22 protein-coding genes and 1 tRNA gene are annotated in these 24607 nt (G+C 62.7%); 16 read left to right on the forward strand and 7 right to left on the reverse strand.

What is annotated here, in order from left to right:
• Positions 1-39: 39 nt before the first annotated feature.
• Complete coding sequence (locus QMG80_RS18275; protein WP_102938161.1) at positions 40-735, reverse strand: protein-L-isoaspartate O-methyltransferase family protein; 696 nt, start codon at positions 733-735, stop codon at positions 40-42.
• A gap of 234 nt (positions 736-969) precedes the next feature.
• On the opposite strand from QMG80_RS18275, the gene QMG80_RS18280 reads away from it, so the two are divergent.
• Positions 970-1323 carry a RidA family protein gene (locus QMG80_RS18280; RefSeq protein WP_085770476.1) on the forward strand — a complete coding sequence of 118 codons (354 nt, stop codon included), beginning with the start codon at positions 970-972 and terminating at the stop codon, positions 1321-1323.
• A 303-nt stretch (positions 1324-1626) separates the two neighbouring features.
• On the opposite strand, the gene QMG80_RS18285 is transcribed toward QMG80_RS18280, so the two are convergent.
• On the reverse strand, positions 1627-2412 hold the full coding sequence (locus QMG80_RS18285) for a HesA/MoeB/ThiF family protein (protein ID WP_085770477.1): 786 nt from the start codon (positions 2410-2412) through the stop codon (positions 1627-1629).
• Positions 2413-2526: 114 nt separating this feature from the next.
• Between QMG80_RS18285 and QMG80_RS18290 the strand changes: the two genes are divergently transcribed.
• Positions 2527-2865, forward strand: coding sequence for a hypothetical protein (locus tag QMG80_RS18290; protein ID WP_085770478.1), 339 nt, complete (start codon positions 2527-2529; stop codon positions 2863-2865).
• Positions 2866-3028: 163 nt separating this feature from the next.
• Here the strand turns inward: QMG80_RS18290 and QMG80_RS18295 are convergent, their stop codons facing one another.
• Positions 3029-3754: a hypothetical protein gene (locus QMG80_RS18295; protein WP_085770479.1), complete on the reverse strand. Its 726-nt coding sequence runs from the start codon at positions 3752-3754 to the stop codon at positions 3029-3031.
• 242 nt (positions 3755-3996) lie between these two features.
• A complete protein-coding gene (locus QMG80_RS18300; RefSeq protein ID WP_085770480.1) occupies positions 3997-4257 on the reverse strand; it encodes a hypothetical protein in 261 nt (86 codons plus the stop codon).
• 592 nt (positions 4258-4849) lie between these two features.
• On the opposite strand from QMG80_RS18300, the gene QMG80_RS18305 reads away from it, so the two are divergent.
• The 11 genes from QMG80_RS18305 (at position 4850) to QMG80_RS18355 (ending at position 16530) form a co-directional block, all read left to right on the forward strand.
• A complete protein-coding gene (locus tag QMG80_RS18305) occupies positions 4850-5170 on the forward strand; it encodes an antibiotic biosynthesis monooxygenase family protein (protein WP_085770481.1) in 321 nt (106 codons plus the stop codon).
• 255 nt (positions 5171-5425) lie between these two features.
• On the forward strand, positions 5426-6001 hold the full coding sequence (locus QMG80_RS18310) for a peroxiredoxin (protein ID WP_085773497.1): 576 nt from the start codon (positions 5426-5428) through the stop codon (positions 5999-6001).
• Between the two features lie 199 nt (positions 6002-6200).
• Positions 6201-7643: an amino acid permease gene (locus tag QMG80_RS18315; protein ID WP_085773498.1), complete on the forward strand. Its 1443-nt coding sequence runs from the start codon at positions 6201-6203 to the stop codon at positions 7641-7643.
• Positions 7615-9051 carry a cryptochrome/photolyase family protein gene (locus QMG80_RS18320; protein WP_085770482.1) on the forward strand — a complete coding sequence of 479 codons (1437 nt, stop codon included), beginning with the start codon at positions 7615-7617 and terminating at the stop codon, positions 9049-9051. The genes QMG80_RS18315 and QMG80_RS18320 overlap by 29 nt, the downstream gene beginning before the upstream one ends.
• A gap of 211 nt (positions 9052-9262) precedes the next feature.
• Positions 9263-11173: a peptidylprolyl isomerase gene (locus QMG80_RS18325; protein ID WP_085773499.1), complete on the forward strand. Its 1911-nt coding sequence runs from the start codon at positions 9263-9265 to the stop codon at positions 11171-11173.
• The gene (gene trpE / locus QMG80_RS18330; RefSeq protein ID WP_245300052.1) at positions 11170-12699 is read left to right on the forward strand and encodes an anthranilate synthase component I; all 1530 of its coding nucleotides are present in this window, start codon (positions 11170-11172) and stop codon (positions 12697-12699) included. Before QMG80_RS18325 ends, trpE begins: the two co-directional genes overlap by 4 nt.
• A 123-nt stretch (positions 12700-12822) precedes the next feature.
• Positions 12823-13788 carry a DUF6163 family protein gene (locus QMG80_RS18335; RefSeq protein ID WP_245300053.1) on the forward strand — a complete coding sequence of 322 codons (966 nt, stop codon included), beginning with the start codon at positions 12823-12825 and terminating at the stop codon, positions 13786-13788.
• Positions 13789-13972: 184 nt separating this feature from the next.
• Positions 13973-14485 (forward strand): transcriptional regulator LdtR, encoded by a 513-nt coding sequence (ldtR, locus tag QMG80_RS18340; protein ID WP_085770483.1) that lies wholly within the window; start codon positions 13973-13975, stop codon positions 14483-14485.
• A gap of 267 nt (positions 14486-14752) precedes the next feature.
• A complete protein-coding gene (locus tag QMG80_RS18345) occupies positions 14753-15367 on the forward strand; it encodes an anthranilate synthase component II (RefSeq protein WP_085770484.1) in 615 nt (204 codons plus the stop codon).
• On the forward strand, positions 15364-16380 hold the full coding sequence (trpD, locus tag QMG80_RS18350; RefSeq protein ID WP_102938162.1) for an anthranilate phosphoribosyltransferase: 1017 nt from the start codon (positions 15364-15366) through the stop codon (positions 16378-16380). Before QMG80_RS18345 ends, trpD begins: the two co-directional genes overlap by 4 nt.
• 74 nt (positions 16381-16454) lie before the next feature.
• Positions 16455-16530: transfer RNA gene (locus QMG80_RS18355), tRNA-Thr, on the forward strand.
• 496 nt (positions 16531-17026) lie between these two features.
• Here the strand turns inward: QMG80_RS18355 and QMG80_RS18360 are convergent.
• Entirely contained in the window at positions 17027-17260 is a 234-nt protein-coding gene (locus tag QMG80_RS18360) for a hypothetical protein (RefSeq protein WP_085770487.1), read from the reverse strand.
• 82 nt (positions 17261-17342) lie between these two features.
• Between QMG80_RS18360 and QMG80_RS18365 the strand changes: the two genes are divergently transcribed.
• Positions 17343-17630 (forward strand): co-chaperone GroES, encoded by a 288-nt coding sequence (locus QMG80_RS18365; RefSeq protein ID WP_085770488.1) that lies wholly within the window; start codon positions 17343-17345, stop codon positions 17628-17630.
• Positions 17631-17682: 52 nt separating this feature from the next.
• Entirely contained in the window at positions 17683-19326 is a 1644-nt protein-coding gene (gene groL / locus QMG80_RS18370; protein WP_085770489.1) for a chaperonin GroEL, read from the forward strand.
• Between the two features lie 275 nt (positions 19327-19601).
• Here the strand turns inward: groL and QMG80_RS18375 are convergent, their stop codons facing one another.
• Both QMG80_RS18375 and QMG80_RS18380 read right to left on the reverse strand, forming a co-directional pair.
• Positions 19602-20036 (reverse strand): GlcG/HbpS family heme-binding protein, encoded by a 435-nt coding sequence (locus tag QMG80_RS18375; RefSeq protein ID WP_085770490.1) that lies wholly within the window; start codon positions 20034-20036, stop codon positions 19602-19604.
• A gap of 181 nt (positions 20037-20217) precedes the next feature.
• On the reverse strand, positions 20218-20415 hold the full coding sequence (locus QMG80_RS18380; protein WP_085770491.1) for a hypothetical protein: 198 nt from the start codon (positions 20413-20415) through the stop codon (positions 20218-20220).
• 428 nt (positions 20416-20843) lie between these two features.
• Here QMG80_RS18380 and mgtA point away from each other — a divergent pair, with 428 nt between their 5' ends.
• Entirely contained in the window at positions 20844-24422 is a 3579-nt protein-coding gene (mgtA, locus tag QMG80_RS18390) for a magnesium-translocating P-type ATPase (protein ID WP_085770492.1), read from the forward strand.
• Positions 24423-24607: the final 185 nt, after the last annotated feature.

The following is a 24607-nucleotide window of genomic DNA, read 5'->3' on the forward strand; positions in this document are numbered from 1 at the left end:
CGAGGGTGAGCGCCGCGAGGCGCTCTACCGTGGGATGTTTCAGAGGACGAAGGCCGCGGGCTTCGCAAATTCTTCCAAGACCGGCGCGGCCGCGTCGAACACAGGCCGCTCGCCCGCAACCCGGCCCTCGCTCAGATCGATCCGCACGGCCTTCATGCCCGCACGGGGATCATGACGTTTGAAGGCCAGAAGGCGCCCGTCGGGCTTGAGCTGGGAAATGAGCCCTTCCAGTCCGTACTCCACTGCGCCCTGGACGAGAATGACGTCGAAGGGAGCTTCGGCGGGCGCTCCTTTGGCGAGCGGGCCGGTCACGACGCGCACGGAGGCGCTCACCTTCGCAAGATTCTCCCGCGCCTTGGCGGCGAGCTTTTCGTCGGATTCGAGCGCCACGACCTCGCCCGCAAGTCCCGCAAGCAGCGCCGCGGCATAGCCTTCGCCGCCCGCAATGTGCAGAACCTTGTGATGGGGACGAATGTCGGCGATCTGCAGGAAACGCGCGAGAACGAGCGGGGCGGGCTCCCAGCGGTCGCCATTCGCCGCTTCGATCGAGAGATCGGAATAAGCGACGGGCGCGAGATGTCGCGGCAGGAAGATTTCGCGAGGAACCGCGAGGAAGCGGTTCAGCACCTCGAGGTCCGTCACGTCGTAGGGTCGCAACTGTCGCTCGACCATAACGCGCCGCGCTGCGGCGGTCCCCGCGCCGAGGGGTTCCGTGATCGTCGCGTTCATGAGCATGATCTCGGCCTTTCGCCGGCTCCTGGTGGAAAGGGGGTCGAAAGCCGCCCTTCGACCGAGCGCCTTATAGGTATTGCGCGGCGCCCTGTCCACGCTGGAAGCGCTCTCCTAACAGGCGGAGAGACTACTCCCCCCTAGCGCCGCTCTCAAGGGCCATTCGCCAGGGCATTCCCCGCCCTTGCGCCTCAGGCCGCGCTCGCCTAAACCGCGCCAGTTGCAAACCAGGGGGCGACCATGGCGAAAACCAAGCGAATCGGGGCCGGCGCGCGGATGAGCAAGGCCGTCGTGCACGGCGATTTGATCTTCACGGCCGGGCAGGTCGCCGACAAGACCAAGGGCGAGGGCGTCTCCGAGCAGACGGCGGAGATTCTCGGCTTCATCGACGCGATCCTCGCAGAGGCCGGCTCGGAAAAGGCCAAGATTCTTTCCGCGACGATCTATCTCGCCGACATTTCGACCTTCTCACAGATGAACGCCGCCTGGGACGCATGGCTCGACAGGGCCAACCCCCCGGCGCGCGCGACAGTCGAGGCGAAGCTCGTCGCGCCGGAGTTCAAGGTCGAGATCGCGGTGATCGCCGCGATCTGAGAAGCCCCCGCCTCGTCCTGAAGGCTCGCCGCCTCGTCCTGAGGGCCCGCGCAGCGGGCGTCTCGAAGGACGACGGCGCGGGTTCCTCATCCTTCGAGACGCGCCCTGCGGGCGCCCTCAGGATGAGGTTTCGAGACGCGCCCTGCGGGCGCCCTCAGGATGAGGTTTCGAGACGCGCCATAGAGCGCGATGCGAAAAAGTGGAAACCGGCTTTTCGCACAATTCGCGCTCTAAACTTTTAGAACCGATCGCGTCTTCTGCGTTCATGCGTTCGCCTGAGCGCAGCGTGATCTAGAGGCGCCCTCAGCATGAGGATTCGAGACCCCGCCACAGCGGATTGTCCGGATCCTGTGCGTAGCGCAAGGTTTCGAAGCGCATCGCGCGCGCGTCGAAAAGCAGGAGACGGCCGACGAGCCCCTCGCCGAATCCGACGATCTCACGAATGACCTCTAGCGCCATCAACGCGCCGACGACGCCCGTGAGCGCGCCAAGCACGCCCGCCTCCTCGCAAGCGGGAACCGTCCCCGGCTCCGGCGGATCTGGAAACAGGCAGCGATAGGAGGGGTTCTGCCGCCCGTCCGGGCCTTTTTCGAAGGGGCGCAGCGTCGTGATCTGCGCGTCGAAGCCGCCGACCGCGGCGGAAACGAGCGGGCGCTTCTCGAAAAAGCACGCATCGGAGACGAGATAGCGCGTCGCGAAATTATCGGAGCCGTCCGCGACGACGTCATAGCCCGAGACGAGCGCTCGGGCGTTCTGCGCGTCGAGCCGGAGCGCATGCGTCTCGACCGTCACATGCGGATTGAGACGCTTTATCGCCTCCGCGGCGCTCTCGACCTTGGGCCGGCCGACATCCGGCGTGCCGTGAAGGATCTGACGCTGCAAATTGGAAAGCGCGACCACGTCGTCGTCGACGACGCCGAGCGCGCCGACTCCCGCCGCCGCGAGATATTGCAGCAAAGGCGCCCCGAGGCCCCCGGCGCCCACCGCGAGAACCCGCGCGCGCTTGAGCTTTTGCTGACCGGGCCCGCCGATCTCGCGCAGCACCAGATGGCGCGCGTAACGCTCTACTTCCTCGCTTGTCAGGCTCATATCTCTTTCCGCGCCGTCTACTGACTGTACATCAATGGGTTAACGCAAATTTCACGCCTGCGGGCATAAATCTTTCAGGCGAGCGACGTTCCTGCTCGCAGGGGGGCGTTCGCGATGAGCTTGCATGTTTCTCAAATGGCGCGAGTCGAATGGCCGCGCATTCTGGCGCCGCTTCTCGCCGGACTTGTTTTGGCCGCCGCCGCGCAGCAGTCAAGCGCCGCCCCCGCCGACCAGAATGTCTATACGATCGTCGACGACGGCTACGGGCTGGGCGACTGCGTGGCGCAAAGAAACGAGTGCGGCAAAGCCGTGGCGGACGCCTGGTGCGAATCCCACGGCCACGGGGTGGCGCTGGCCTATGGCTCCGCGTCGGAAGTGACCGGGGCGATCAAGACCGCAGCGATAACGCCAGCCGCCCGGGAGACCGACGCCATGGTGCGCTGCTCGGATTGAGCCGCCGCAAATTGCGCCCTCCGAGCGCGTCCTATCGGGACGGAACTTGCAGAACTCACGGCGTTTGGCGGAGCCGGGCAGTGGTTGCTCGACGGCCGACGCCGCTGCGGCGAGCGCGACCGCGTGTGTCTTGGGTCTCTTCGGCTCGGCCTCGGTGGAACCCTCATCGACCGCGGAAATTCGTTGGATCCGTCGCAACGATCGGCCGATCGCCATGATTGGGTCTTATCGCGCGTTCGACTTCGGCGAGGACGCGCCGGGTCCCGCGGCCCAAGTCGCGGGCTTCGGCAAGCGTCCGAAAGTCGGAAATGGCGTGGGGGCAAGCCTTGCTCCCTTCGAAAACGCGCACGCCCTCGTCCGTAACGACGACGTCGCCTTCTCGCAGCGTCGCGTCCTGCATCAAAGCCTGGGTGGAGTCCGAAACCTCCGCGCAAAATTGTGCGCCTCCCGAGGAGGCTTGCTGGCGCGGCGCGGGGACTCTCTGCGCCGCTCCGAGCGAGGCGACGCGCATGTCAATCCCCTCGGCGCCACCGGACAGGATCACCAGCGTGCGGCCCTTTTTAGCGGAACTGCTGTAGACGTAGCTGTAATCCAGCGGAGACAGCACGCTCTGGATGAGTTCGTCGACGGAGCCCGCGAAGCGACCCGAGATCGGCAGGTCGAGGCTGACGGATGAGCGATAGCTGAGCCCGATGGAGTCCTTCAACGCGGCGAGCAAATCCGCGATCGACGCGCCATCGGCCTCGACTCGCAGGGCTCTCGCGTCGCCGGTGACGCGAATGGCCGCCTGCGCGCAAGGCGCCGAGGTCAACGCCACGCCGAGCGCGGCCGCCGCGACGAGACGAGCTCCGCTCCAAAACACGGCGTATCTTTGCAGGAAACCGCCCATCCATCCGCTCCAGCCCCGCCACAGTCTTGGCGCGCCCCCTCTTCCCTCGGGGGCGAGGGGCGGGCAACGGGCGATCGGCTCGCCCGCTGAGCTGACGATATAGGTCAGGACGAGCCGGGAGAAACCCGGTCGTCGCCAAATTTTCCTATAGTTACCGCCGCTTCAAGAGACAAAGAGAGAAACGCAGCCGGCGCGAACGCCAGCAGCGCCGTTGGAACCCTGCGAGTCGAGGCCGCTGCCCGTCACAAAAGAAACGGGGCTGGTCGGGAGCGCTCGGCCGGCGCCGCCTGCGCCTCTCGCCTTGCGACGAGGCGCGTGACGAAATCCTCGCAGCGTTCGCGCATGCATTTTTCAGAGCACGCGTGCTCATAGTGCTCGCGGAGGACTGACAGGCTATGCTCGGTCAATTCCTCTATGCCCATGGAGCGGTAGGCGGGCTCCATCGCCGCCGCGCGCGCGAGTATCGCGTCTATTTTCTGTCGTTCCTTGGCCAGATCGCACATTTTTTCTCTCCAAAGCTTCGACCCACTGCGCCGGACCTTTCCTTCGACGGCGCCGCTGGGCGGTCACTCCTCACCGATTCGCCGACGTCCAAGTCAGCGGGCGAGAGATCGGAGGTTCCAGGGAGCAGGACCGTTCGGGTTACTCCTTGCGCGAGCTTCGCGCCTCCGTGCGGCTTAAACGATCCGTTTTTTGCAACCATAGTCAAGAGACAAGCCCATATGTTGGAAACATTGTTAGCTATTTTCATAGAAACGTTCCAGACATAAGCTTGCAATTGCCTCATATATAAGAATAATTACAACTATATTATCCAGCCTGATCAATCAGATGAGATGCTATCTGGAAAACATACAAGGTAACGGATTGGAATTTTTGCAAAGAAAATTCGAGTCTTCGCTATTGATCGAGATGTCTAGCGCCGTTAGACGTTGTTGAAGACGCTTGGCATGAAGACACGAATGGCGTTAGCAAGCTGATCAAGAAAGCGCCAACGCTGATCCATGCTGAATTGAATAAATGCGACCCAGGAGATGGGGCGTCGGAGAGGACTGACCCGACGCCCAGGCGGCGAGGAGAGCGAGGGAGACTGCAATGTTCATGGCTTCAAACCGGTTCAAGATACCGAGCGGAGGAGAGAGCGCATTCGAAAAGATGAAGGCCGATGAACATGCTCGGCTTCGCTTTGCGCCCGGACTTATCAGTCTACGCTTCGATCGGGGGCAGATGATGGAGAGCGAGACGCTTTATTTTCGGATCACGATCTGGAACAGGGAGGATGATTTTCTCGCCTGGCGGATTTCCGAGCCAATCCACGAGAATGTGGATCGCGCGACGGGCGACGTTCGGCCCTGCGGAAGCCGATCTGCGTTGCAAGACCTTGAGAAGAAATTCTCAAAGGAAACCCGGCATTAGAGCATGTCACGGAAAAGTGCGAAGCGGTTCTCCGGTCATGACATGCTCTAACTTTCTGACTTGGCGCGACGCGAAAAAGTGGAAACCGGTTTTTCGCACAAGTCGCGCTTTAAACTTTTAGAATCGATCACGTTTTCTGCTTTTGAGCGATTCCGCTCAAACGCATCGCGATCTAGCGCTTTTCGCTCGAACGGCATCGACCGAGCGAATTCTTCTTCGCTCTCGATCTGCTCGGCGCAGGAAAAGGAGGACGGGATGCTCGGGATTGGCGACAGGCTGCCTGCTTTCAAAGTCATCGGCGTGAAGCCGGGATTCAACGAGGTCGAAGAGGCCGGAGAACAGGCTTTCGAAACCATCACCGCGGAAAGCTTCGCAAGGCAATGGAAGATAATCTTCTTCTATCCCAAGGACTTCACATTTGTTTGTCCGACCGAAATCGCCGAATTCGCGCGGCTCGCGCAGGACTTCGCAAAGCGCAACGCCGTGGTGCTCGGAGGCTCGATCGACAATGAATTCGTGAAGCTCGCCTGGCGTCGTGCTCATAAGGATCTTAACAAGCTGCCGATCTGGCAGTTCGCCGACTCCAAGGGAGAGCTCATTGACGGTCTCGGCATTCGCTCGCCTGCGGGTGTCGCCCATCGCGTCACCTTCATCGTGGACCCGCAGAACGTCATTCAGCACGTATACGCGACCAATCTCGATGTGGGCCGCGCGCCGCAGGACACTTTGCGAGTTTTGGACGCTTTGCAGACCGGAAGTCTCTGCGCTTGCAACCGGCCGGTGGGGGGTGAGGTCTTAGATCCCCCCGGGGCAGACAAGCGGGTCGCCTGACGCGGCGCCTGCAAAGCCCGTCCAAGCCATCCATCGCCAACATTTCCTGACAGCGCGGATCGCATTCTCCCGCGCTTTGCCCTCACTCTACGGAGCTGCCGCCTTCCCCCCCTTGTATCTTTCTGCGCTGCACCCATAATCGCGTCCCAGCCCGCGCTGGCGCAAGGAGCCGCGCTTTTTTGAGGAAGGCCGCCCCTTGTTGACCCGAAGCCGCTCCGTCTATTTCTCGCGAAAATCCATCCATCTGGTCATCGCCGAGAACGACGCCGAGGAAAACGGACTGAAGCGCGCGCTCGGCTGGGCCTCGCTGATGGCGATGGGCATCGGCGGCATCATCGGCGCTGGAATTTTCGTGCTGACAGGACAAGCCGCCGCGGATTATGCGGGGCCGGGGGTGACCATCTCCTTCCTGCTCTCGGGTCTCGCCTGCACCTTCGTGGCGCTCTGCTACGCGGAGCTTGCCGCGTTGATCCCCGCGGCGGGCAGCACTTACACCTACACCTATGTCACGCTCGGCGAGATCTTCGCCTGGATCATCGGTTGGAACCTCGTGCTCGAATATGCAGCCGGCGCCGCGACGGTCGCGGTCGGTTGGGCCGGCTATTTCAACCGCGTGATGCAGGGCCTCGGCATTCATCTGCCGGAGGCGCTCACCTCGGCCTATTTCGCCAACGCACACAGCATCGGCGGGACGCACGGGGTCTTCAACGTTCCGGCGGCGGCGATCATCTTGCTGCTGACGGCCCTACTGATGCGCGGCACGAGCGAATCCTCGTTCTTCAACAACATCATCGTCGTCATCAAGGTGATGGTGGTGCTGGTCGTCATCTTCGTCGGCGCCGCGCATGTGGACGCCGCCAATTGGACCCCGCTGATCCCCGAGAACACCGACCATTTCGGCCACTTCGGCTGGAGCGGCGTCGTGCGCGGCGCCTCGGTCGTCTTCTTCGCCTATATCGGCTTCGACGGCGTCTCGACCGCGGCGCAGGAAGCGCATACGCCGCAACGCGACGTGCCCATCGGCATATTGGGCTCGCTCGTGATCTGCACGATCCTCTATGTCGCCGTCGCGGCGGTCGCCACGGGCGTCGTGAGCTACAAGGAGCTCGGCGTGCCGGACCCGATGGCGCTCGTGATGGACAGGACCGGCGTCGCCTGGCTCTCCTGGGTCGTCAAGCTGGGCGCGATTGCCGGTCTTACGACGGCGATCCTCCTGCTGCTCTTCGGGCAGACGCGCATCTTCTATGCGATGGCGCAGGACGGCCTGCTGCCGAAGGTCTTCGCCGCCGTCCACCCCGTTTGGCGCACGCCGGCCGTGAGCCAGGCGCTGGTCGGCGTCTTCGTCGCGCTTGCGGCGGGGCTGTTTCCCATCAACATTCTCGACGAGATGGTGAGCATCGGCACGCTCGCGGCTTTCGCGTTGGTCTGCGGCGCCGTGCTGCATCTGCGCCGCTCGCAGCCGGATATGCATCGTCCTTTCCGGGCGCCGGGCATCCCCGCAATGCCGCTGCTCGGGATCGCCTCCTGCCTCGCGCTGATGGTCGCTCTGCCGCTCGAGACCTGGCTGCGGCTCATCGTGTGGACCGCGATCGGGATGGCGATATATTTCTTCTATGGCGTCAAGCACGCGAAGCGCGCGTGAAATTCCGGCGATCGTCTGGTTTCGAGACGATCTGCGGCTTTCCGACAATCCCGCGCTCAGTGAGGCCGCGGCAAGCGGGGCGCCCCTCGTCGCGCTCTATGTGCTCGACGACGCCGCGATGGGCGAGTGGCGTCTCGGCGCCGCCTCGCGCTGGTGGCTGCATTATTCGCTTGCGAGCCTTGAGGCCGACTTGGCTGCGCGCGGCGTCCCGCTGGTCCTGCGGCGCGGCTCCTCAGAACTGGCGCTCTTCTCGCTCCTTGGTGAGACGAAAGCCCAGTCCGTCTATTGGAACCGGCTCTACGAACCCTGGGCCGTGCGCCGCGACGGCGAGATCAAGGCGAGGCTTGGCGCGGAGGGCGTGAAGGCCCGCAGCTTCAACGCCTCGCTTCTCTTCGAGCCCGCGTCCCTGCGCACGGCGCAAGGCGAGCCCTACCGCGTCTTCACGCCCTTCTGGCGGGCCTGCCTCGCCCAGCCCTCGCCGGAGCCTCCCCTGCCCGCTCCGGCTCGGCTTCGCGGCGCGCCGGCCCCCGCGAGCGAGAGCCTCGAGGACTGGGGGCTTCTGCCGACAAAGCCCGATTGGGCCGGGGGACTTCGCGAAGCCTGGAAGCCCGGAGAAAGCGAAGCGAAAGCAAAGCTATCGGACTTCGCCAGGAAGCGCGCGGCGAAATACGGCAAAACGCGCGACGCTCTCGGCGAGGACGGCGTCTCGCGGCTTTCTCCGCATCTGCATTTCGGCGAAGTCTCGCCTCGCGAGATCTGGTGGGCCGTTAAATCTGAGGCGGGATCGGCGGCCGACGCCTATCTGCGCCAGCTCGGCTGGCGTGAGTTTTCCCGCCATCTGCTCTTCGCCAATCCGCAGCTTCCGGAGAACCCGCTCGACAAGAGCTTCGCGCGCTTTCCCTGGCGGAAGGACAGCGCCGGGCTTTCGGCTTGGCGAAAGGGCCGGACCGGCTATCCGCTCGTCGACGCCGGAATGCGCGAGCTCTGGCGAACCGGCTACATGCACAATCGCGCGCGCCTCGTCGCCGCTTCCTTCCTCATCAAGCATTTGCTGATCGACTGGCGCGAGGGCGAGGCCTGGTTCTGGGACACGCTGGTCGACGCCGATCTCGCCAACAACGCGGCGAGCTGGCAGTGGATCGCTGGCTGCGGGGCGGACGCCGCGCCCTATTTCCGGGTGTTCAACCCGACGCTGCAGGGCGAGAAGCTCGATCCGGCTGGCGCCTATGTGCGCCGTTTCGTCCCGGAGCTGGCGAAGCTCGATGCGAAATGGATTCATCGCCCCTGGGCGGCGCCGGCGACGGTTCTGGAGTCCGCCGGCGTCAGGCTCGGCGAAACCTATCCCTTTCCGATCGTCGACCACGCCAGCGCCCGAGCGCGCGCGCTGGCGGCCTATGCGGAGCGGTGAGAGGGTCGTCGCCAGAGTTCTCGCCGCGGCGGCGATTTGGGGTCTATCGGGCCGTTTGCATCGCCAACCCGCCATCCCTATAGTCCCGCGCCAAATAAGGCGGGACGCGGCGCGCTCGCGCCTCGAACGGGGATGTTCGAGCGATAGAACGCGCCAGATCAAAATATCGGAGCGCATTCGCTCTCGTCTCGCCGCCTATGGGAAGGACAACATGTTCGAAGCGCTGCGCGTCGCGTCGCAAAACTGGGTGGGCCGCCTCGTCATGGGGCTCGTCATGGGCTTCATCGCGATCACCTTCGCGCTTTGGGGCATTGGCGACGTCTTTCGCGGCTTCTCCGCGCATCGCCTCGTCAAGGTCGGCAATGGGGAGGTCTCGGCCGAGGCCTTCCGCGCGACCTATCGTGAGGAGCTGCGCCGTCTGCAGACGCGGCTGCGCCGGGGCGTGACCGACGAGGAGGCGCGCCGCGCCGGCTTCGACGAGCAGGTGCTGCAGCGCATGATCACGGACCTCGCGCTCGAGCAGCGGGCGCAATCGCTCGGCCTCGCCGCCGGCGACGAGGAGATGCAGCAGGTCATCAAGGCCGACAAGAACTTCCGCGGCCCGTCGGGCAATTTCGATCCGCAGCGCTACAAGCTCATCGTCGAGAATATGGGCATGTCCGAAAGGGGCTATCTAAACGAGCAGAAAGCCTACACGCTGCGCAAGGAGATCGTCGACGCGGTCACGACCGGCGTCGCGACGCCGCCGGTGATGGTCGAGGCCTTTCATCGCTTCCGCACGGAGACGCGCTCAATCGAGGCCTTTCTGCTCCCTCCGTCCATCCTTCCGGCCACGCCGGCTCCGAGCGAGGAAGAGATCAAGCGCTTCTATCGGTCGAGAGAGCAGGCTTTTCGCGCGCGCGAATACCGCCGCATGACGCTCGTCGCGGCGGTCCCAGCGACGCTCGCCAAGCCCGAGAGCGTGAGCGATGACGACGCGCGAAAATTCTTCAACGAAGTGAGCGACCAACGCTACGGCACGCCGGAAAAGCGCGACGTGTGGCAGATGGTGTTCCCGAACGAGGCGGAGGCGAAGGACGCGCTCGCCAAATTGAAGGGCGGCCTTTCGTTCGAGGCGCTCGCAGAGCAGCGCAAGATGAAGCTCAAGGACGCGCAGCTCGGTTTGGTCGCGCAGAAGGATTTCGGCGATCCCAAGGTGGGCGAAGCGGTCTTCGCGCTCAAAGCGCCGGGTTTCGCCGAGATCACGCAAACGCCTTTCGGCTTCGTCGTGACGCAGGTGCGCGCGATCCAGCCGGGCGTGCATACGAAGACCTTCGCCGAGGTGAAGGACGAGCTGCGGCGCGAATTGGCGCAGCATAAGGTGGACGCCGAAGAGATCCGCAAGATCCGCGACGCGATCGAAGATCAGCGCGCCGCCGGCAAGACGTTGAAAGAGTCGGCCGCGAGCGCGGGCGTCACGACGCGCGACGTCGATTTCGTCGATGACATGGGCCGCGATAAATCGGGCGCGCCCGTCGCCGATCTTCCCGGCGGTCCGGAGCTTCTCAAGGCGCTCTTCGCCTCCGACAAGGGCGTCGACAATGAGCCGGTCGCGACGCGCGACGGCGGCTATGTCTGGTTCGAGGTGGGCGACGTCGAAAAGGCTCGGCAGCGCAGCTATGACGAAGTGAAGGGCGAGGTCGAAGCCGTGCTCCGCCGCGAGGCGGAGGGAAAAGCGCTCAGCGAGAAGGCCAAGGGGATCGTCGAGCAGCTTCGCGGCGGCAAGTCGATCGACAATCTCGCCGGCGAGCTCGGCCTGCCGCTGCGTCACATCGGCGACGTGCGCCGCGCCAACCGTCCCGACTACGCGCCTCAGACGATCCTGCAATTCTTCGAGGTTCCGGCGCATGGCGCGGGCTCGGTCCCGGTCGAAGGCGGCGAGCTCATCTTCTACGTCGCCGAAGCTACGACGCCGAAGTTCGATCCGTCGAACCCCGAGAACATCGCGCTTGCCGGAGAGCTTAAGAACGCGCTCACGAACGACCTCTACGAGCAATACGTCGGCGGGCTCGAGAAGCTCCTCAACGTCAGCATCGACCAGAAGGCCCTGCGGGCGGCGCTCGGCGGAGACGCCGAAAAGTGAGCCTGGATGCGCTGGAGCCGGATTTCGAAACTTTCGCCGCCGAATACGATGCGGGGCGGCCGATACTCGTCTCGATGCGTCTTGTCGGCGACCTCGAGACGCCGGTGTCCGCCTATCTGAAGCTGTCGCAGGGGCGCGCCGGCAATTGCTTTCTGCTCGAATCGGTCGAAGGCGGCGCCGCGCGCGGGCGCTATTCGATGATCGGCCTCGACCCGGATGTGATCTTTCGCGTCGAAGGCGCGAGCGCCGCGATAAACGCAAACGCGCTCAGCGACCCCGAGGCCTTCAGGCCTTGCGGGAAGCCGCCGCTGCAGGCGCTGCGCGATCTCATCGCGCAATCCGCCATCCCCGACCGCCGGGATCTGCCGCCTATGGCCGCCGGCGTGTTCGGCTATCTCGGCTATGACATGGTGCGCGAGATGGAGCGCCTCGCGCCGGCGAAGCCCGATCCGATCGGCGCGCCTGACGCAATGTTGATCCGCCCGACGCTGATGGTCGTCTTCGACAGCGTACGCGACGAGGTGACCATCGTCACGCCCGCGCGGCCGGCGCCGGGCGTCTCCGCGCGCGCCGCCTATGAGAAGGCCTCCGAGCGACTGGATCGCGTGGCCATCGCTCTCGACGGGCCTCTCGCCCCGGCGGGGTCCGCCAGCGACGTCTCGCCGGAGCCCGTGAAGTCGCAATCGAACACAAAGCCCGAGCGCTTCATCGAGATGGTCGAGCGCGCGAAGGAATATATCCGCGCGGGCGACATCTTTCAGGTGGTGCTCTCGCAACGATTCACGGCGCCTTTCACGCTGCCAGCTTTCGCGCTCTATCGCGCGCTGCGTCGCGTCAACCCGGCGCCTTTCCTGTGCTTTCTCGACTTTGCACGCTTCCAGATCGTCTGCTCGAGCCCGGAGATCCTCGTGCGTCTCGCCGACGGCAAGGTGACGATCCGGCCGATCGCAGGCACCCGCTGGCGCGGCAAAACCGAGGAAGAAGACAAGAGGCTCGCGGCGGAGCTGCTCGCCGACGAGAAGGAACGCGCCGAGCATCTCATGCTCCTCGATCTCGGCAGGAACGACGTGGGACGCGTCGCCGCGACGGGCACGGTCAAGGTGACCGAGAGCTTCGCGATCGAGCGCTACAGCCACGTCATGCACATTGTCTCGAACGTGGAGGGCGAAGCCGATCCGTCGCGTGACGCCATCGACGCGCTCTCTGCGGGCTTTCCCGCCGGCACCGTGTCGGGCGCGCCCAAGGTCCGGGCGATGGAGATCATCGACGAGCTCGAGGCCGACAAGCGTGGCATCTATGGCGGCTGCATCGGCTATTTCGGCTCGAGCGGACAGATGGACACCTGCATCGTGCTGCGCACGGCCGTCGTCAAGGACGGCAAGATGCATGTGCAGGCCGGCGCGGGCGTGGTCTACGACAGCAACCCCGAATACGAGCAGCGCGAATGCGAGAACAAGGCCATGGCCTTGATGCGCGCCGCCGACGAGGCGGTCCGCTTCGCCTCGCGCGCCGGACGCGGACAATAGTCTCTCACGCGGCTCCCGCTTGAACGAAATCACTCGGGCGATAAGGAATCGCGACCCAATCAAACAGCCCACGGGAAGGCGTCAGCTTGGAGACGCTTTACCGCGGCCTCGGAAGAAGCGCGGATGGCCGACTTCAGCAATGGCGATGACTCCGACGACCCCTATCGCGCCATTCGCATCGGCGAGCCGGGGGCGGCGGGCGAGGCCACGAAATGGGGCCTGCTGCTCACGCGCTTCATGCGTCTCATTGCGGCTTTTTGGCTGATCCAGGGCCTCGCGCAATGGCGCGTCGTGCTCATGTCGCCGCAATCCATCTTCGACGCCATGCCGCAACCGGCCGCCGTCGCGGTCGTATTTTTCGGCGTGGCCGACCTCGTCGCAGGCGTCGGATTGTGGCTGGCGACGCCCTGGGGCGGGGTGCTGTGGCTTCTCATCGCAAGCGCGCAGATTTTCGTCGCCGCCGGCATGCCGAATTTCTTCTCGGGCGGATATTATCTCATCGCCGTCGATCTCGTGCTGATCATGCTCTATTTCATCCTGACCTTCGAGGCCGGGCGCGACTTCGAGGCCAAGAAAGTGCTCGATCAGCGACAAAGACGAAGGGCGAGCATTCTGCGCCAAACAGGCGCGCCGCCCCCCGAGACGCTCGGCGCGACTCTGATGCGCCACCTCGAGGCGATTCCTTTCATAGGACCCAGGCCGTCCGCGAAGAAAGCCGCGCCGCCCCCCTCCCCTTCCGAGCCGATCAAGCCGCGTCCCGCATCGGCCCCGCTTCCGTCCGCGACGCGAGCGAATGGCGCGCCAGCGCCAAAAGAGCCTGCGCGCACGCCGATGGACACGGGTGACAAACGTCTGGCGCACGCACCAGATCAGGCGGCGTTGGAGCGGAAGCGTTCAAGCGCGAAGAACGGGATCGGCTCCAAAGAGCTAGAGCGCGCCGCGGGCGAGCCGCCCGTTCGCGCTTTTTCGCAACGCGCTCCGCAGCAATCTACGAAGCCGGTCGATCCGAATGCGGTGGCGCGCCAGGGCGTGACCAAGCCATCTGCGCCAGCCAAAAGTGGATCGCCATCCAAGGGCGAAGGCTCTTGAGGCGAACGCGTTGCGCGCGTAACCGAAAATTAGAATAAACCATTGGTTTCTTTCACGCTTGATTCACTCAGAACAAGGCTCTGCTGGTAAACCGCCGATTCAGTCTGTTGCTTAAGCCGCCTTTCATTCGATCCCGCTAGTTTCACGCCATAGACGAAGCGGAAGCGGAACGACGGAGATTGAGATGAACGCCGCCACGAACCTCTTGAACCAGCCCGCCTGCGCGCAGCGCATGAGCGAGGTTCGTCCCGTCTATCTGGAGGCGTTGACGCTCGTGGAGCGCCTGCACCGTCGCCTTCTCGACGTGGTCAAGGACGAATTCGATCGTCGCAATCGCAGCGATGTGAACGCCATCCAGGCGCTGCTGCTCTACAACATCGCAGACAAGGAGCTAACCGCAAGCGAATTGCGCACGCGCGGCTATTATCTCGGCTCCAACGTCTCCTACAACGTCAAGAAGCTCGTCGAGATGGGTTATCTCCATCACGCGCGCTCGCGCATCGACCGTCGCTCGGTGCGCATCAGCCTGACCCCAAAAGGCAAGGAAGTGCATGACATCGTCGCGCAGCTCTACGAGAAGCACGCGTCGACGGTGGAGCAGATCGGCGGCGTCGGCGCTGACGAGTTCAAGACGCTCAACACCTCCTTGAGCCGGCTCGAACGCTTCTGGACCGACCAGATCCGCTATCGTCTTTAGAACGCGCTCCCCAAGAAGCGCGCGGCCTGAACGGGCTCGGCGCGCCCGCTTCGTCGTCCAAGCTTTCCTCTGCTCGAAGGGCGCTCCTGCAACAGGGAGCGCCCTTCGCTATTTCAATTCCGCATTCCCGCCGGAGCCGCTCTTTTCAGTTGAAGTGGGGGCGCGTTCGGCGCAGAAAGCGCCTTAAAGTGAGAGATCTGGGCCAAACGCCGACGCGACGCCGTCGGCGCCGCTCGAGAGACGCAAGCGATCCGGACCCGTCGAACCATGGCCAAAGTCACGCTGATCGACAATTACGACAGCTTCACCTTCAACCTCGTCCATTATTTCGGCGAGCTCGGCGCGCAGGTCACCGTGCATCGCAACGACAAGATCAGCGTCGAGGAGGTGATGGCCGGGAGCCCCGACGCGATCGTGCTCTCGCCAGGACCCTGCACGCCGCATGAGGCGGGCGTCTGCCTCGACCTGATCGCCCGCGCCTGCGACAAGATTCCGATTTTCGGCGTGTGCCTGGGGCATCAGGCGATCGGCGAGGCTTTTGGCGGCGAGGTGGTGCGCGCGCCGCTGCCGATCCATGGCAAGATGGCGACGATCCTGCACAGCGGCGAAACGATCTTTCGCGGCATCGACGGCCCCTTCCAGGCGACGCGCTATCATTCGCTCGTCGTCAAGGCCGAGACGCTGCCGGCGTCGCTCCATGTCACCGCGACGACGCCCGATGGCCTCATCATGGCGCTCTCGCATGTCAGCCTGCCCGTGCATGGCGTGCAGTTCCATCCCGAAAGCATCACCTCGCAGCACGGCCACAAAATCCTCAAGAACTTCCTGGAGCTGGCGCAGGTATGGAACGACTCGCGACCGCGCGGGAAGAAGGTCGCGTGAGCGATTTCAAGGCGACGCTCGCGGCCCTCGCCGAGGGGCGCCGCCTATCGCGCGAGGAGGCCCGACAGGCGATCGCGCATGTGCTGGCGGGAGAAGCGAGCGAGGCGCAGCTCGGCGCTTTTCTGATGGCGCTGCGGCAGCGCGGCGAAACCGAAGAAGAGCTGATCGGCGCGGCGCAAGCGATGCGCGCCGCGATGTCGCGGGTCGAAGCGCCCGAGGCCGCGATCGACATCGTCGGGACCGGCGGCGATGGCGCGCAGACCTTCAATATTTCGACGCTCGCCGCGATCATCGTCGCGGCCTGCGAGGTCACGGTCGCCAAGCACGGCGGCAAGGCGGCGTCCTCGCGCTCCGGCGCCTCGGACGTTTTGGCCGAGCTCGGCGTCAAAGTGGGCCTTTCGCCCGCCAAGGCGGCCGCCTGCCTCGAGAAGACCGGCATCTGCTTCATGGCCGCGCCGACGCATCATCCGGCGCTGCGCTTCGCCGCCAATGCGCGTTCCGAGCTTGGGCTGCGCACGATCTTCAACCTGCTCGGCCCCATGTGCAATCCGGCTGGCGTGAAGAAGCAGGCGCTGGGCGTCTATGACCGTCGATGGCTCGAGCCGATGGCGCGGGCCATGCGGGAGCTCGGCTCGGAGCGCGTGTGGCTGCTGCATGGAAGCGACGGGCTCGACGAAGCGACGACGACCGGCGCGACATTCGTGACGGCGCTCGAGGAGGGCTCGATCCGCTCTTTCGAGATCACGCCGGAAGAAGCCGGCCTTCCGCGCGCGAAGCCGGAGGCGCTGAAGGGCGGCGATCCCGCGCAAAACGCCAAGGCGTTGCGGGAGGTGCTCGCCGGCGCGCGCGGCGCCTATCGCGACATCGCCGTCCTCAACGCGGGCGTGGCGCTCGTCGTCGCCGGCCAAGCCGCCAATTTGCGCGAAGGGGCCTGCCAAGCCGACGAGGCGCTCGCCAGAGGCAAGGCTGCGGCGAAGCTCGAGGCGCTGGTCGCGGTCTCGAATGACGGTTAAGCCTTCATGGGATTGACCTGAATGGCGCCATAGGGGATTAAGGGCGCGCTCAAGCGCGGCAAAGCCCTGAGAATGCCGGTTTAGCTCAGTCGGTAGAGCAACTGATTTGTAATCAGTAGGTCGCGGGTTCGAATCCTGCAACCGGCACCAATAAATACAGATAGTTATATCGAAATTCCTTACGTTGTGAATCTATTCCTCTCGCCAATTAGACGCGGATGAAATCAAACCCGGGCGTAAGCTAGCGTAGGATGAAAAAATTCTATGAGCATAAGCACTTGAATTAGCATGAAATAGACGTTCGTGACGTGAAGCGGCGAAATCGAGTCCTGCTTAATGTCGCCGAGGGAGGCAATCGAGGGTCCCGTCATCATCACGCTTGGCGCGCCCCTGTTGCGAGCTCTGACCGCCAACGCGTTCAAGGGCGCATCGCTCTCGTCTTTGCGACGCACGACACTCTAGGCCGCCGGCCGCATGCTCATTCCCACCATCCACCCCTCCTACCTTTTGAGAGTGAAGCACGAGCTGGTCGGGCGAGAAACCGCACTTCGCGCCGTTTCTTTTTAACTCCGGGCGACTCCGCAGGCGGCGGTTGTCTGGCGTCGCAAAGGCGGGCGTCCCGCCCCTGATGTTCTGGAAGTGAGCTTCACGTCTCGCGCACCACATTCCCCTTATGGCGCGGCGCTTCGATGCAGGCGTGCGCCTCGCCAGCGGCGTCGAGCGGTAAGGTCCGGTCGACATGCCGGTGAACCCACGCCTCCGCTACGCCGGCGAGCAGCGTGTCGCCCCAGGTGCGCACCGACCGGTGGCATCTGGTCGGCGACGCCTTGTAAGCGCTCGAACGCAGCCCATGTTGAAAAGGCGTGTTGGCGCTCGACACAGGAGAGTGCCAGTAGTTTCGTCGATTCGCCCCGTGGAGATCGCTGCGACTGTCGCGGGCCCAGAATAAGGAAGAAAGCGATATGGCGTTCCGTCCCCTGCATGACCGGGTCGTGGTCAAGCGCCTCGAAGGCGAAGAGAAGTCCAAGGGTGGCATCCTCATTCCCGACAGCGCCAAGGAAAAGCCCCAGGAAGGCAAAATCGTCGCTGTCGGCCCCGGCGCGCGCGACGAAGCCGGCAAGCTCGTTCCGCTCGACCTCAAGGCCGGCGACCGCGTGCTGTTCGGCAAATGGTCGGGCTCCGAGGTCAAGATCGACGGCGAAGACCTGCTCATCATGAAGGAAAGCGACGTCCTCGGCGTGGTTGGCTGACGACCGCGGTTTCGTCCGATCCTCTTCCGCACATTTATGGAGTTCCAACACAATGGCCGCCAAAGACGTTCGTTTCTCCACCGACGCGCGCGACCGCATTCTGCGCGGCGTCGAAATCCTCAACAACGCCGTGAAGGTCACATTAGGCCCCAAGGGTCGCAACGTCGTGATCGAGAAATCCTATGGCGCGCCGCGCATCACCAAGGACGGCGTGACCGTCGCCAAGGAGATCGAGCTCGCCGACAAGTTCGAAAATCTCGGCGCCCAACTGGTGCGCGAAGTCGCCTCCAAGCAACATGACGCCGCTGGCGACGGCACCACCACCGCCACCGTCATCGCGGCGGCGATCGCCCGCGAAGGCGCAAAAGCCGTTGCCGCCGGCCTTAATCCGATGGACCTCAAGCGAGGCATCGACCTGGCAGTGGAGACGGTCGTCGTCGATCTCGCCAAGAACTCGAAGAAGGTCACCTCGAACGACGAAATCGCCCAGGTTGGGAGAATTTCGGCCAATGGCGACGAATTCATCGGCCGGGAAATCGCCAAGGCGATGGAGAAGGTCGGCAATGAGGGCGTGATCACGGTCGAGGAAGCCAAGAGCCTCGAGACCGAGACCGAAATCGTCGAAGGCATGCAATTCGATCGCGGCTATCTTTCGCCCTACTTCATCACCAACACCGAGAAGATGGTCGCCGAACTCGACGATCCCTACGTTCTGATCCACGAAAAGAAGCTTTCGTCGTTGCAGGCGCTGCTGCCGATCCTCGAAGCCGTCGTGCAGACCGGCAAGCCGTTGCTAATCGTCGCCGAGGACATCGAGGGCGAGGCGTTGGCGACGCTCGTGGTCAACAAGCTGCGTGGGGGGTTGAAGATCGCCGCCGTCAAGGCGCCGGGCTTCGGCGACCGCCGCAAGGCCATGCTCGAGGACATCGCCATCGTCACCGGCGGCGAACTGATCGCCGAAGACCTTGGCGTCAAGCTCGAAAACGTGACGCTGGTCCAGTTGGGTCGCGCAAAGCGCGTGCGCATCGACAAGGAGACCACCACGATCATCGACGGGTCGGGCGAGAAGAAGGACATTCAGGCGCGCATCGGCCAGCTCAAGAGCCAGATTGAGGAAACCACCTCAGACTATGATCGCGAAAAGCTGCAGGAGCGTCTGGCCAAGCTCGCAGGCGGCGTCGCGGTGATCCGCGTCGGCGGCGCGACTGAAGTCGAGGTTAAGGAGAAGAAGGATCGCGTCGACGACGCGCTCAACGCCACCCGTGCGGCGGTCCAAGAAGGCGTTTCTCCGGGCGGCGGAGTGGCGCTACTGCGCGCCATCGCCTCGCTCGACGGCGTCAAGGTCGCTAATTCCGACCAGAAGACCGGCATCGAGATCGTGCGCAAGGCGATCCAGGCGCCAGCGCGGCAGATCGTCGAGAACGCCGGCGGCGACGGCCCGGTCGTCGTGGGCAAGCTGCTCGATTCGAAGGAATACAGCTACGGCTACGACGCGCAGACCGGCCAATTCGGCGATCTCATGAAGCTCGGCATCATCGACCCGACCAAGGTCGTGCGCACCGCGCTTCAGGATGCGGCGTCGATCGCCGGCCTGATCGTCACCACCGAGGCGACGATCACTGAGCACCCGAAGAAGGATGCGCAGGCAATGCCCGGCGGCGGCGGAATGGGCGGTATGGGCGGCATGGATTTCTAGTCCCCACCTCGACGCTGATGACGATAGAAAGGCCGTGGGTTTCCTCAGGGCCTTTTTCTCCCGTCAGAAACGCGAAACGGGAATGCAGCAAATGTTGCGGCGGGATAAGCACTGCCAACAAGCAAAGCCCCTCTGCATTGGGTCATCTTCGACTGTTCCGCCTCCGGCACAGAGAGTCCGCTCATCTTCAAAAATCGTCCGCGACAGGAAGCTTTGCATGTCCGCTTCGATTTTGTTGGTCTTTACCTAAGCAGAGCCAGCACTTCCAGAAACAGTCAGGTTCGCCAAGGATGCGCCGGCAGGTCGCTGACCCCAACGACACTGACGCCGGCCTGCGCGACCGCGTGATCGTTTTTGACCGTGCTGCCGCTCACGCCGATGGCTCCTATCAATACGCCGTCCTCGTCGACGATTGGAAGGCCGCCGGGAAAAGTGATTAGGCCGTCGTTAGAATGTTCGATCCCAAAAAGAGAGCCACCAGGTTGTGACAGCTCGCCGATCTGGCCCGTCGGCATGCCGAAAAATACGGCGGTCTTTGCTTTCTTGATGGCGATGTCGATGCTACCGACCCAAGCAGCGTCCATGCGATAAAAGGCCTTGAGGTTCGCGCCCGAATCGACAATCGCGATACACATTTCGGTCCCAAGTTCGACGGCACGCTTGCGTGCAGCTTGGATAGCGGCTTCGGCTGCTTCGATTGTGACGTGCATGGTCGCCTCATTAAAATCGCCCGCCGCAACTGGCGAAGCAGTCAAAACATAGTTGGACCTCGAGCTTTTGCCATTCTCAACCGCTCGATTTTCAAGGTGTCGACGTCCATTGCCCTTCCACGAGGGTTTGCAACCCTCTGGGCTTAGCAATGGACGGGCAATCCCCGGCCACAAGAGAGCTTCAGAAGCGGCCAAAATCAGCGGGGAGAGTCTCAGCAACCGCGCGCCTTTGCTCGTCCGTCAATGCGTTGTCCCAAATCCACGCTGCGACCGCGACCGCCTGCGCCGAAATCTCCTGATGTCTTGGCAGCTTGTCTTCAAGAAGCTGCACGAAGGCTACTCCCATTATGGCAGTGCCTTCGTCGAGTTCGAACAACATGTGTCGGCTCCTTGCCTATCTGAATTTGCTTCAGGCCCGGACTCTGCCTGTTGGGCGCCGCGAGAAAAATGCGGGCGAGACCGGGCCCCCTGCGGGATATATAAGCGCAGGATGATGGGGATTGAGTGCTGGATAAAAGGCCGCTGCGCGCCCAATATGTAAATCGGCATGGTGCAATAACCCCAGAGGTATCTACTCGTTCAAATAAATTCAGTTGCTTGAACCGTGACCCCGTGCCGATCGGCGTAGAAACCCCGCAGCGAAAACACATCTGGCGGATGATATCGCCGGGGCGGTTCTTTGCAGTCGCTGAACGTATGGCTACGCCCAAGACCGGGGCGATTGGATGAGCTTCGGGGCGGAACTTACCCAAAGAGAACGCGTGAGCGCCCGTCGCAACTGCCTTATAAGCCGGGGTGGAGAGAATCATGCTTGGCGCGGCCGTCTCACGTGATTTTGGCGGTCACGACTTGGTGCGCCTCTCGACTTTCGGCTTTCTCGCCAGGTCCCGCTGGTTTTCCTTTCTCATTTTTTTCGAACTTGTGGTTTTCGGTCCCGTTTTGCTCAGTGCGCCAGCTCTCGCCAAGAACGACCTCTGGATGGGTTGCCGCGGTACGGACCTCGACGCGCGGATAACAAGTTGCTCGCAGCTTATTACGCGCGAAAAGCGAGAGACCAAGAGCGATCGGGTTACGGCCTATATCAATCGGGCCTCCGGCTATCGGGCCAAGGGCGATTACGATCGCGCTCTCGCCGATCTCGATAGGGCGCTTCGACTCGATCCGAAGTCGGCGCCAGCGCTCATGGAACGCGCGTCGATCTACCTTGCAAGAGGCGAGTTCGACCGCGCCATCGCGGATTACGACACGACGCTAAAGCTCGACGAGGATGCTGCGCCCGCGCATGGCGGTCGGGCCAGAGCTTATCGCGACAAGGGAGATCTCGAGAAAGCGCTGGCCGATTTCGATCAGGCCGTGAGGCTGGATCCAAAATCAGCGTCAACACACGTCGATTGTGGCGCCATCTATCAGGCCCAAGGCGATTTCGATCGGGCCATCGCCGATTACGATGCGGCGATCCAGATCGATCCGGGCGATGTGGACGCCTTACTCGGCCGGGCCGACGCTCATCGCGGCAAACAAGATCTCGAGGGCGCCAAACAAGACCTCGAAGCCGTGTTGAGACTCGCCCCGCAGCTTACTGCAGCCAAAGGCCCTCTCAATGAGGTCAATGGGCTCATCGCCAAGAGTGCCGCGCCGGCGACCTCAACGACCCCGCCAGCCGTCCCCGAGCCCGCACCCGCCATACGTCCCATATTGCTTGCGCTTCTAGCGCTCGCCGCTTTGCTCGGATTATTTACGATACTATTGATAAACTTCAGGACGAAACCGGTCGACAAATCCGGACGTTCTGGGGCCGACCAACACGCCCGCCCCCGCGACGGTTATCTCGCCGAGGTCAGTCGACTACAGCCGAGCGACGCCTGCGCGAGGGCGGAATCCAGTCCCGAAGGCCTGTCTCAGACGGAGGCCGACGCGCGTCTCACAAAATTCGGACCCAATCTCATCGCCCGTGAGGCCAAGGCGACTGTCCTTCAAGAACTTTGGAGTCGCGCTCGGAATCCGCTGAACGCGCTCCTGATCTCCTTGGCGACGGTTTCCTACTTTTCAGGGGACGTCCGCGCCGCCGTCGTCATCGCCTCGATGGTCGTCCTTGCGATCGGAACCGCCTTCATCCAAGAACACCGATCGAACGAGGCGGCGGCCAAACTGCGCGCCATGGTTCACACGACGGCGAGCGTCAGGCGAACCCCAAATGATACGAATGTCCCCTTCGCAGAAATTCCCATTGAGCGCCTCGTGCCGGGAGACATCGTTAGACTTTCGGCCGGCGACATAATTCCGGCCGAACTCCGCCTGCTCGAAGCCAAGGATCTGTTCATCAACCAGTCGACGCTAACGGGCGAAGCCATGCCCGCCGAGAAATATGCGCAGGCGACCGATCACGACTGCGAGGACCCTTTCGACCTACCGAACATCTGTTTCATGGGCGCCAACGTCGTGTCGGGTTTCGGCATGGGCCTCATCCTGCGGACCGGCCCAAAAACGTTTTTCGGACAGCTTGCCCACCAGATTGCTGGGCGGCGCGTGCCGACCGCCTTCGACCAGGGCATCAACAAGTTCACTTGGCTGATGATCCGCTTCATTCTGGTGATGGTCCCGACAGTTTTCCTCATCAATGGCCTGACAAAACATGACTGGCTGGAGGCGCTGCTCTTCGCGGTGGCGGTAGCCGTCGGACTGACGCCAGAGATGCTGCCGATGATCGTCACGGTGAACCTCGCCAAAGGCGCGATCGCCATGTCAGGCAAGAAGGTCATCGTCAAACGCCTCAACGCCATCCAAAACTTCGGAGCAATGGATGTTCTCTGCACAGATAAGACCGGGACGCTGACGCAGGATCGAATCATTTTAAAGCGATGTCTGGACATATATGGCGAAGATTCGGATCGCGTTCTCGAATACGCCTACCTCAACAGCCACTTTCAATCCGGGCTCAAGAACCTGCTTGACGTCGCGGTTCTCGAACACCACGAATTGGCCGCCGCGATCCGACCAGACCATCATTTCAAAAAAATCGACGAAATTCCCTTCGATTTCAACCGCAGGCGAATGTCAGTCCTCGTCCAGGGCGATGATGGAAAGCATTTACTCATTTGCAAGGGCGCCGTGGAGGAGGTGTTTTCAATCTCCAAGCGTTACGAAGCGGGGACCGATTGCGGGCTCTTGGACACATCTCACTTCGACGCCGCCAAGCGCGAGACGGCGGAACTAAACGCCGATGGCTTCCGGGTGATCGCTGTCGCTTACAAGGAGATGCCGCCGGAGCAAACAGTCTATGCCGTCGCCGACGAGAGCAATCTGACGCTTCTCGGCTATATCGCTTTTCTTGATCCCCCCAAGGAAAGCGCCGCGCAGGCTATTTCGGATCTCGCCAAGGCCGGCGTCTCCGTCAAGATCCTCACCGGTGACAATGAAACTGTCACCCGCAAAATATGCAAGGACGTCGGGCTGAAGGTCGATCGCATCGTGCTCGGATCCGAGATCGAGCATCTAAGCGACGACGCGCTTTCGGACCTTGCAACGGCCACGATCGTGTTCGCGAAATTGTCGCCGCCGCAGAAAGCCAAAGTCATCGAGGCCCTACATCGCAAAGGACATGTCGTCGGCTATCTCGGCGATGGGATAAACGACGGCCCAGCGTTGAAAGTGGCGGATGTAGGAATCTCAGTCGATACCGCCGTCGATATCGCGAAGGAATCCGCCGACATCATTCTGCTGGAAAAAAACCTGCTCGTTTTGGATGAGGGAGTGATTGAGGGCCGAAGAGTTTTTGCGAACATCACAAAATACATCAAGATGGGCGCCAGCTCGAACTTCGGAAACATGTTCAGCGTACTCGGCGCGAGCATATTCCTGCCATTTCTCCCGATGGCGCCCATACAGGTTTTGAGCAACAATCTCCTTTATGATTTTTCGCAGACCACGATCCCTACCGATAACGTCGACGAAGAATATCTGGCGTCCCCGCGAAAATGGGACATCAGCAACATATTCAAATTCATGATCTTTATCGGACCAATCAGCTCCATTTTCGACTACGCCACCTATGGCATGATGTTGTTCGTCTTCAACGCCTGGACCAGTCCGTCGCTGTTCCAAACGGGGTGGTTCGTTGAATCTCTCCTGACACAAACACTGATCATCCACATCATTAGAACGGCCAGAATCCCATTTTTGCAGAGCCACGCGAGCCCCGCACTCATCGCAACGACCATCATCATTTGCGCAATCGGGATCGCGCTGCCATACACTTGGGTGGGCTCGGTGCTGGGGTTCACGCCGCTTCCCTCGCTCTACTGGCCACTGGTCGGCGCCATGCTGCTGACCTACGCGGTCCTCACGCATTTTGTGAAGGTCTGGTTCATACGAAGTTGGGGGCTTTGAGGCCGCCTGCGCGTGAGCCGGAGATGCAGATTTCCATTAGAGTCGGCTGCGCCTCGCTCACCCTCCTCCCCTCTGTGGCCGGTTTCCTCACCACCCGTATCGCAGCGGATGGCGATGCTGCGGCCCTCGGAAAGATCTGATCATGACGCGGTTTGAGTAGATTCCGAGTCTATTTTGATAGGATC

It is taken from the genome of Methylocystis bryophila (assembly GCF_027925445.1).
GTDB lineage: Bacteria > Pseudomonadota > Alphaproteobacteria > Rhizobiales > Beijerinckiaceae > Methylocystis > Methylocystis bryophila.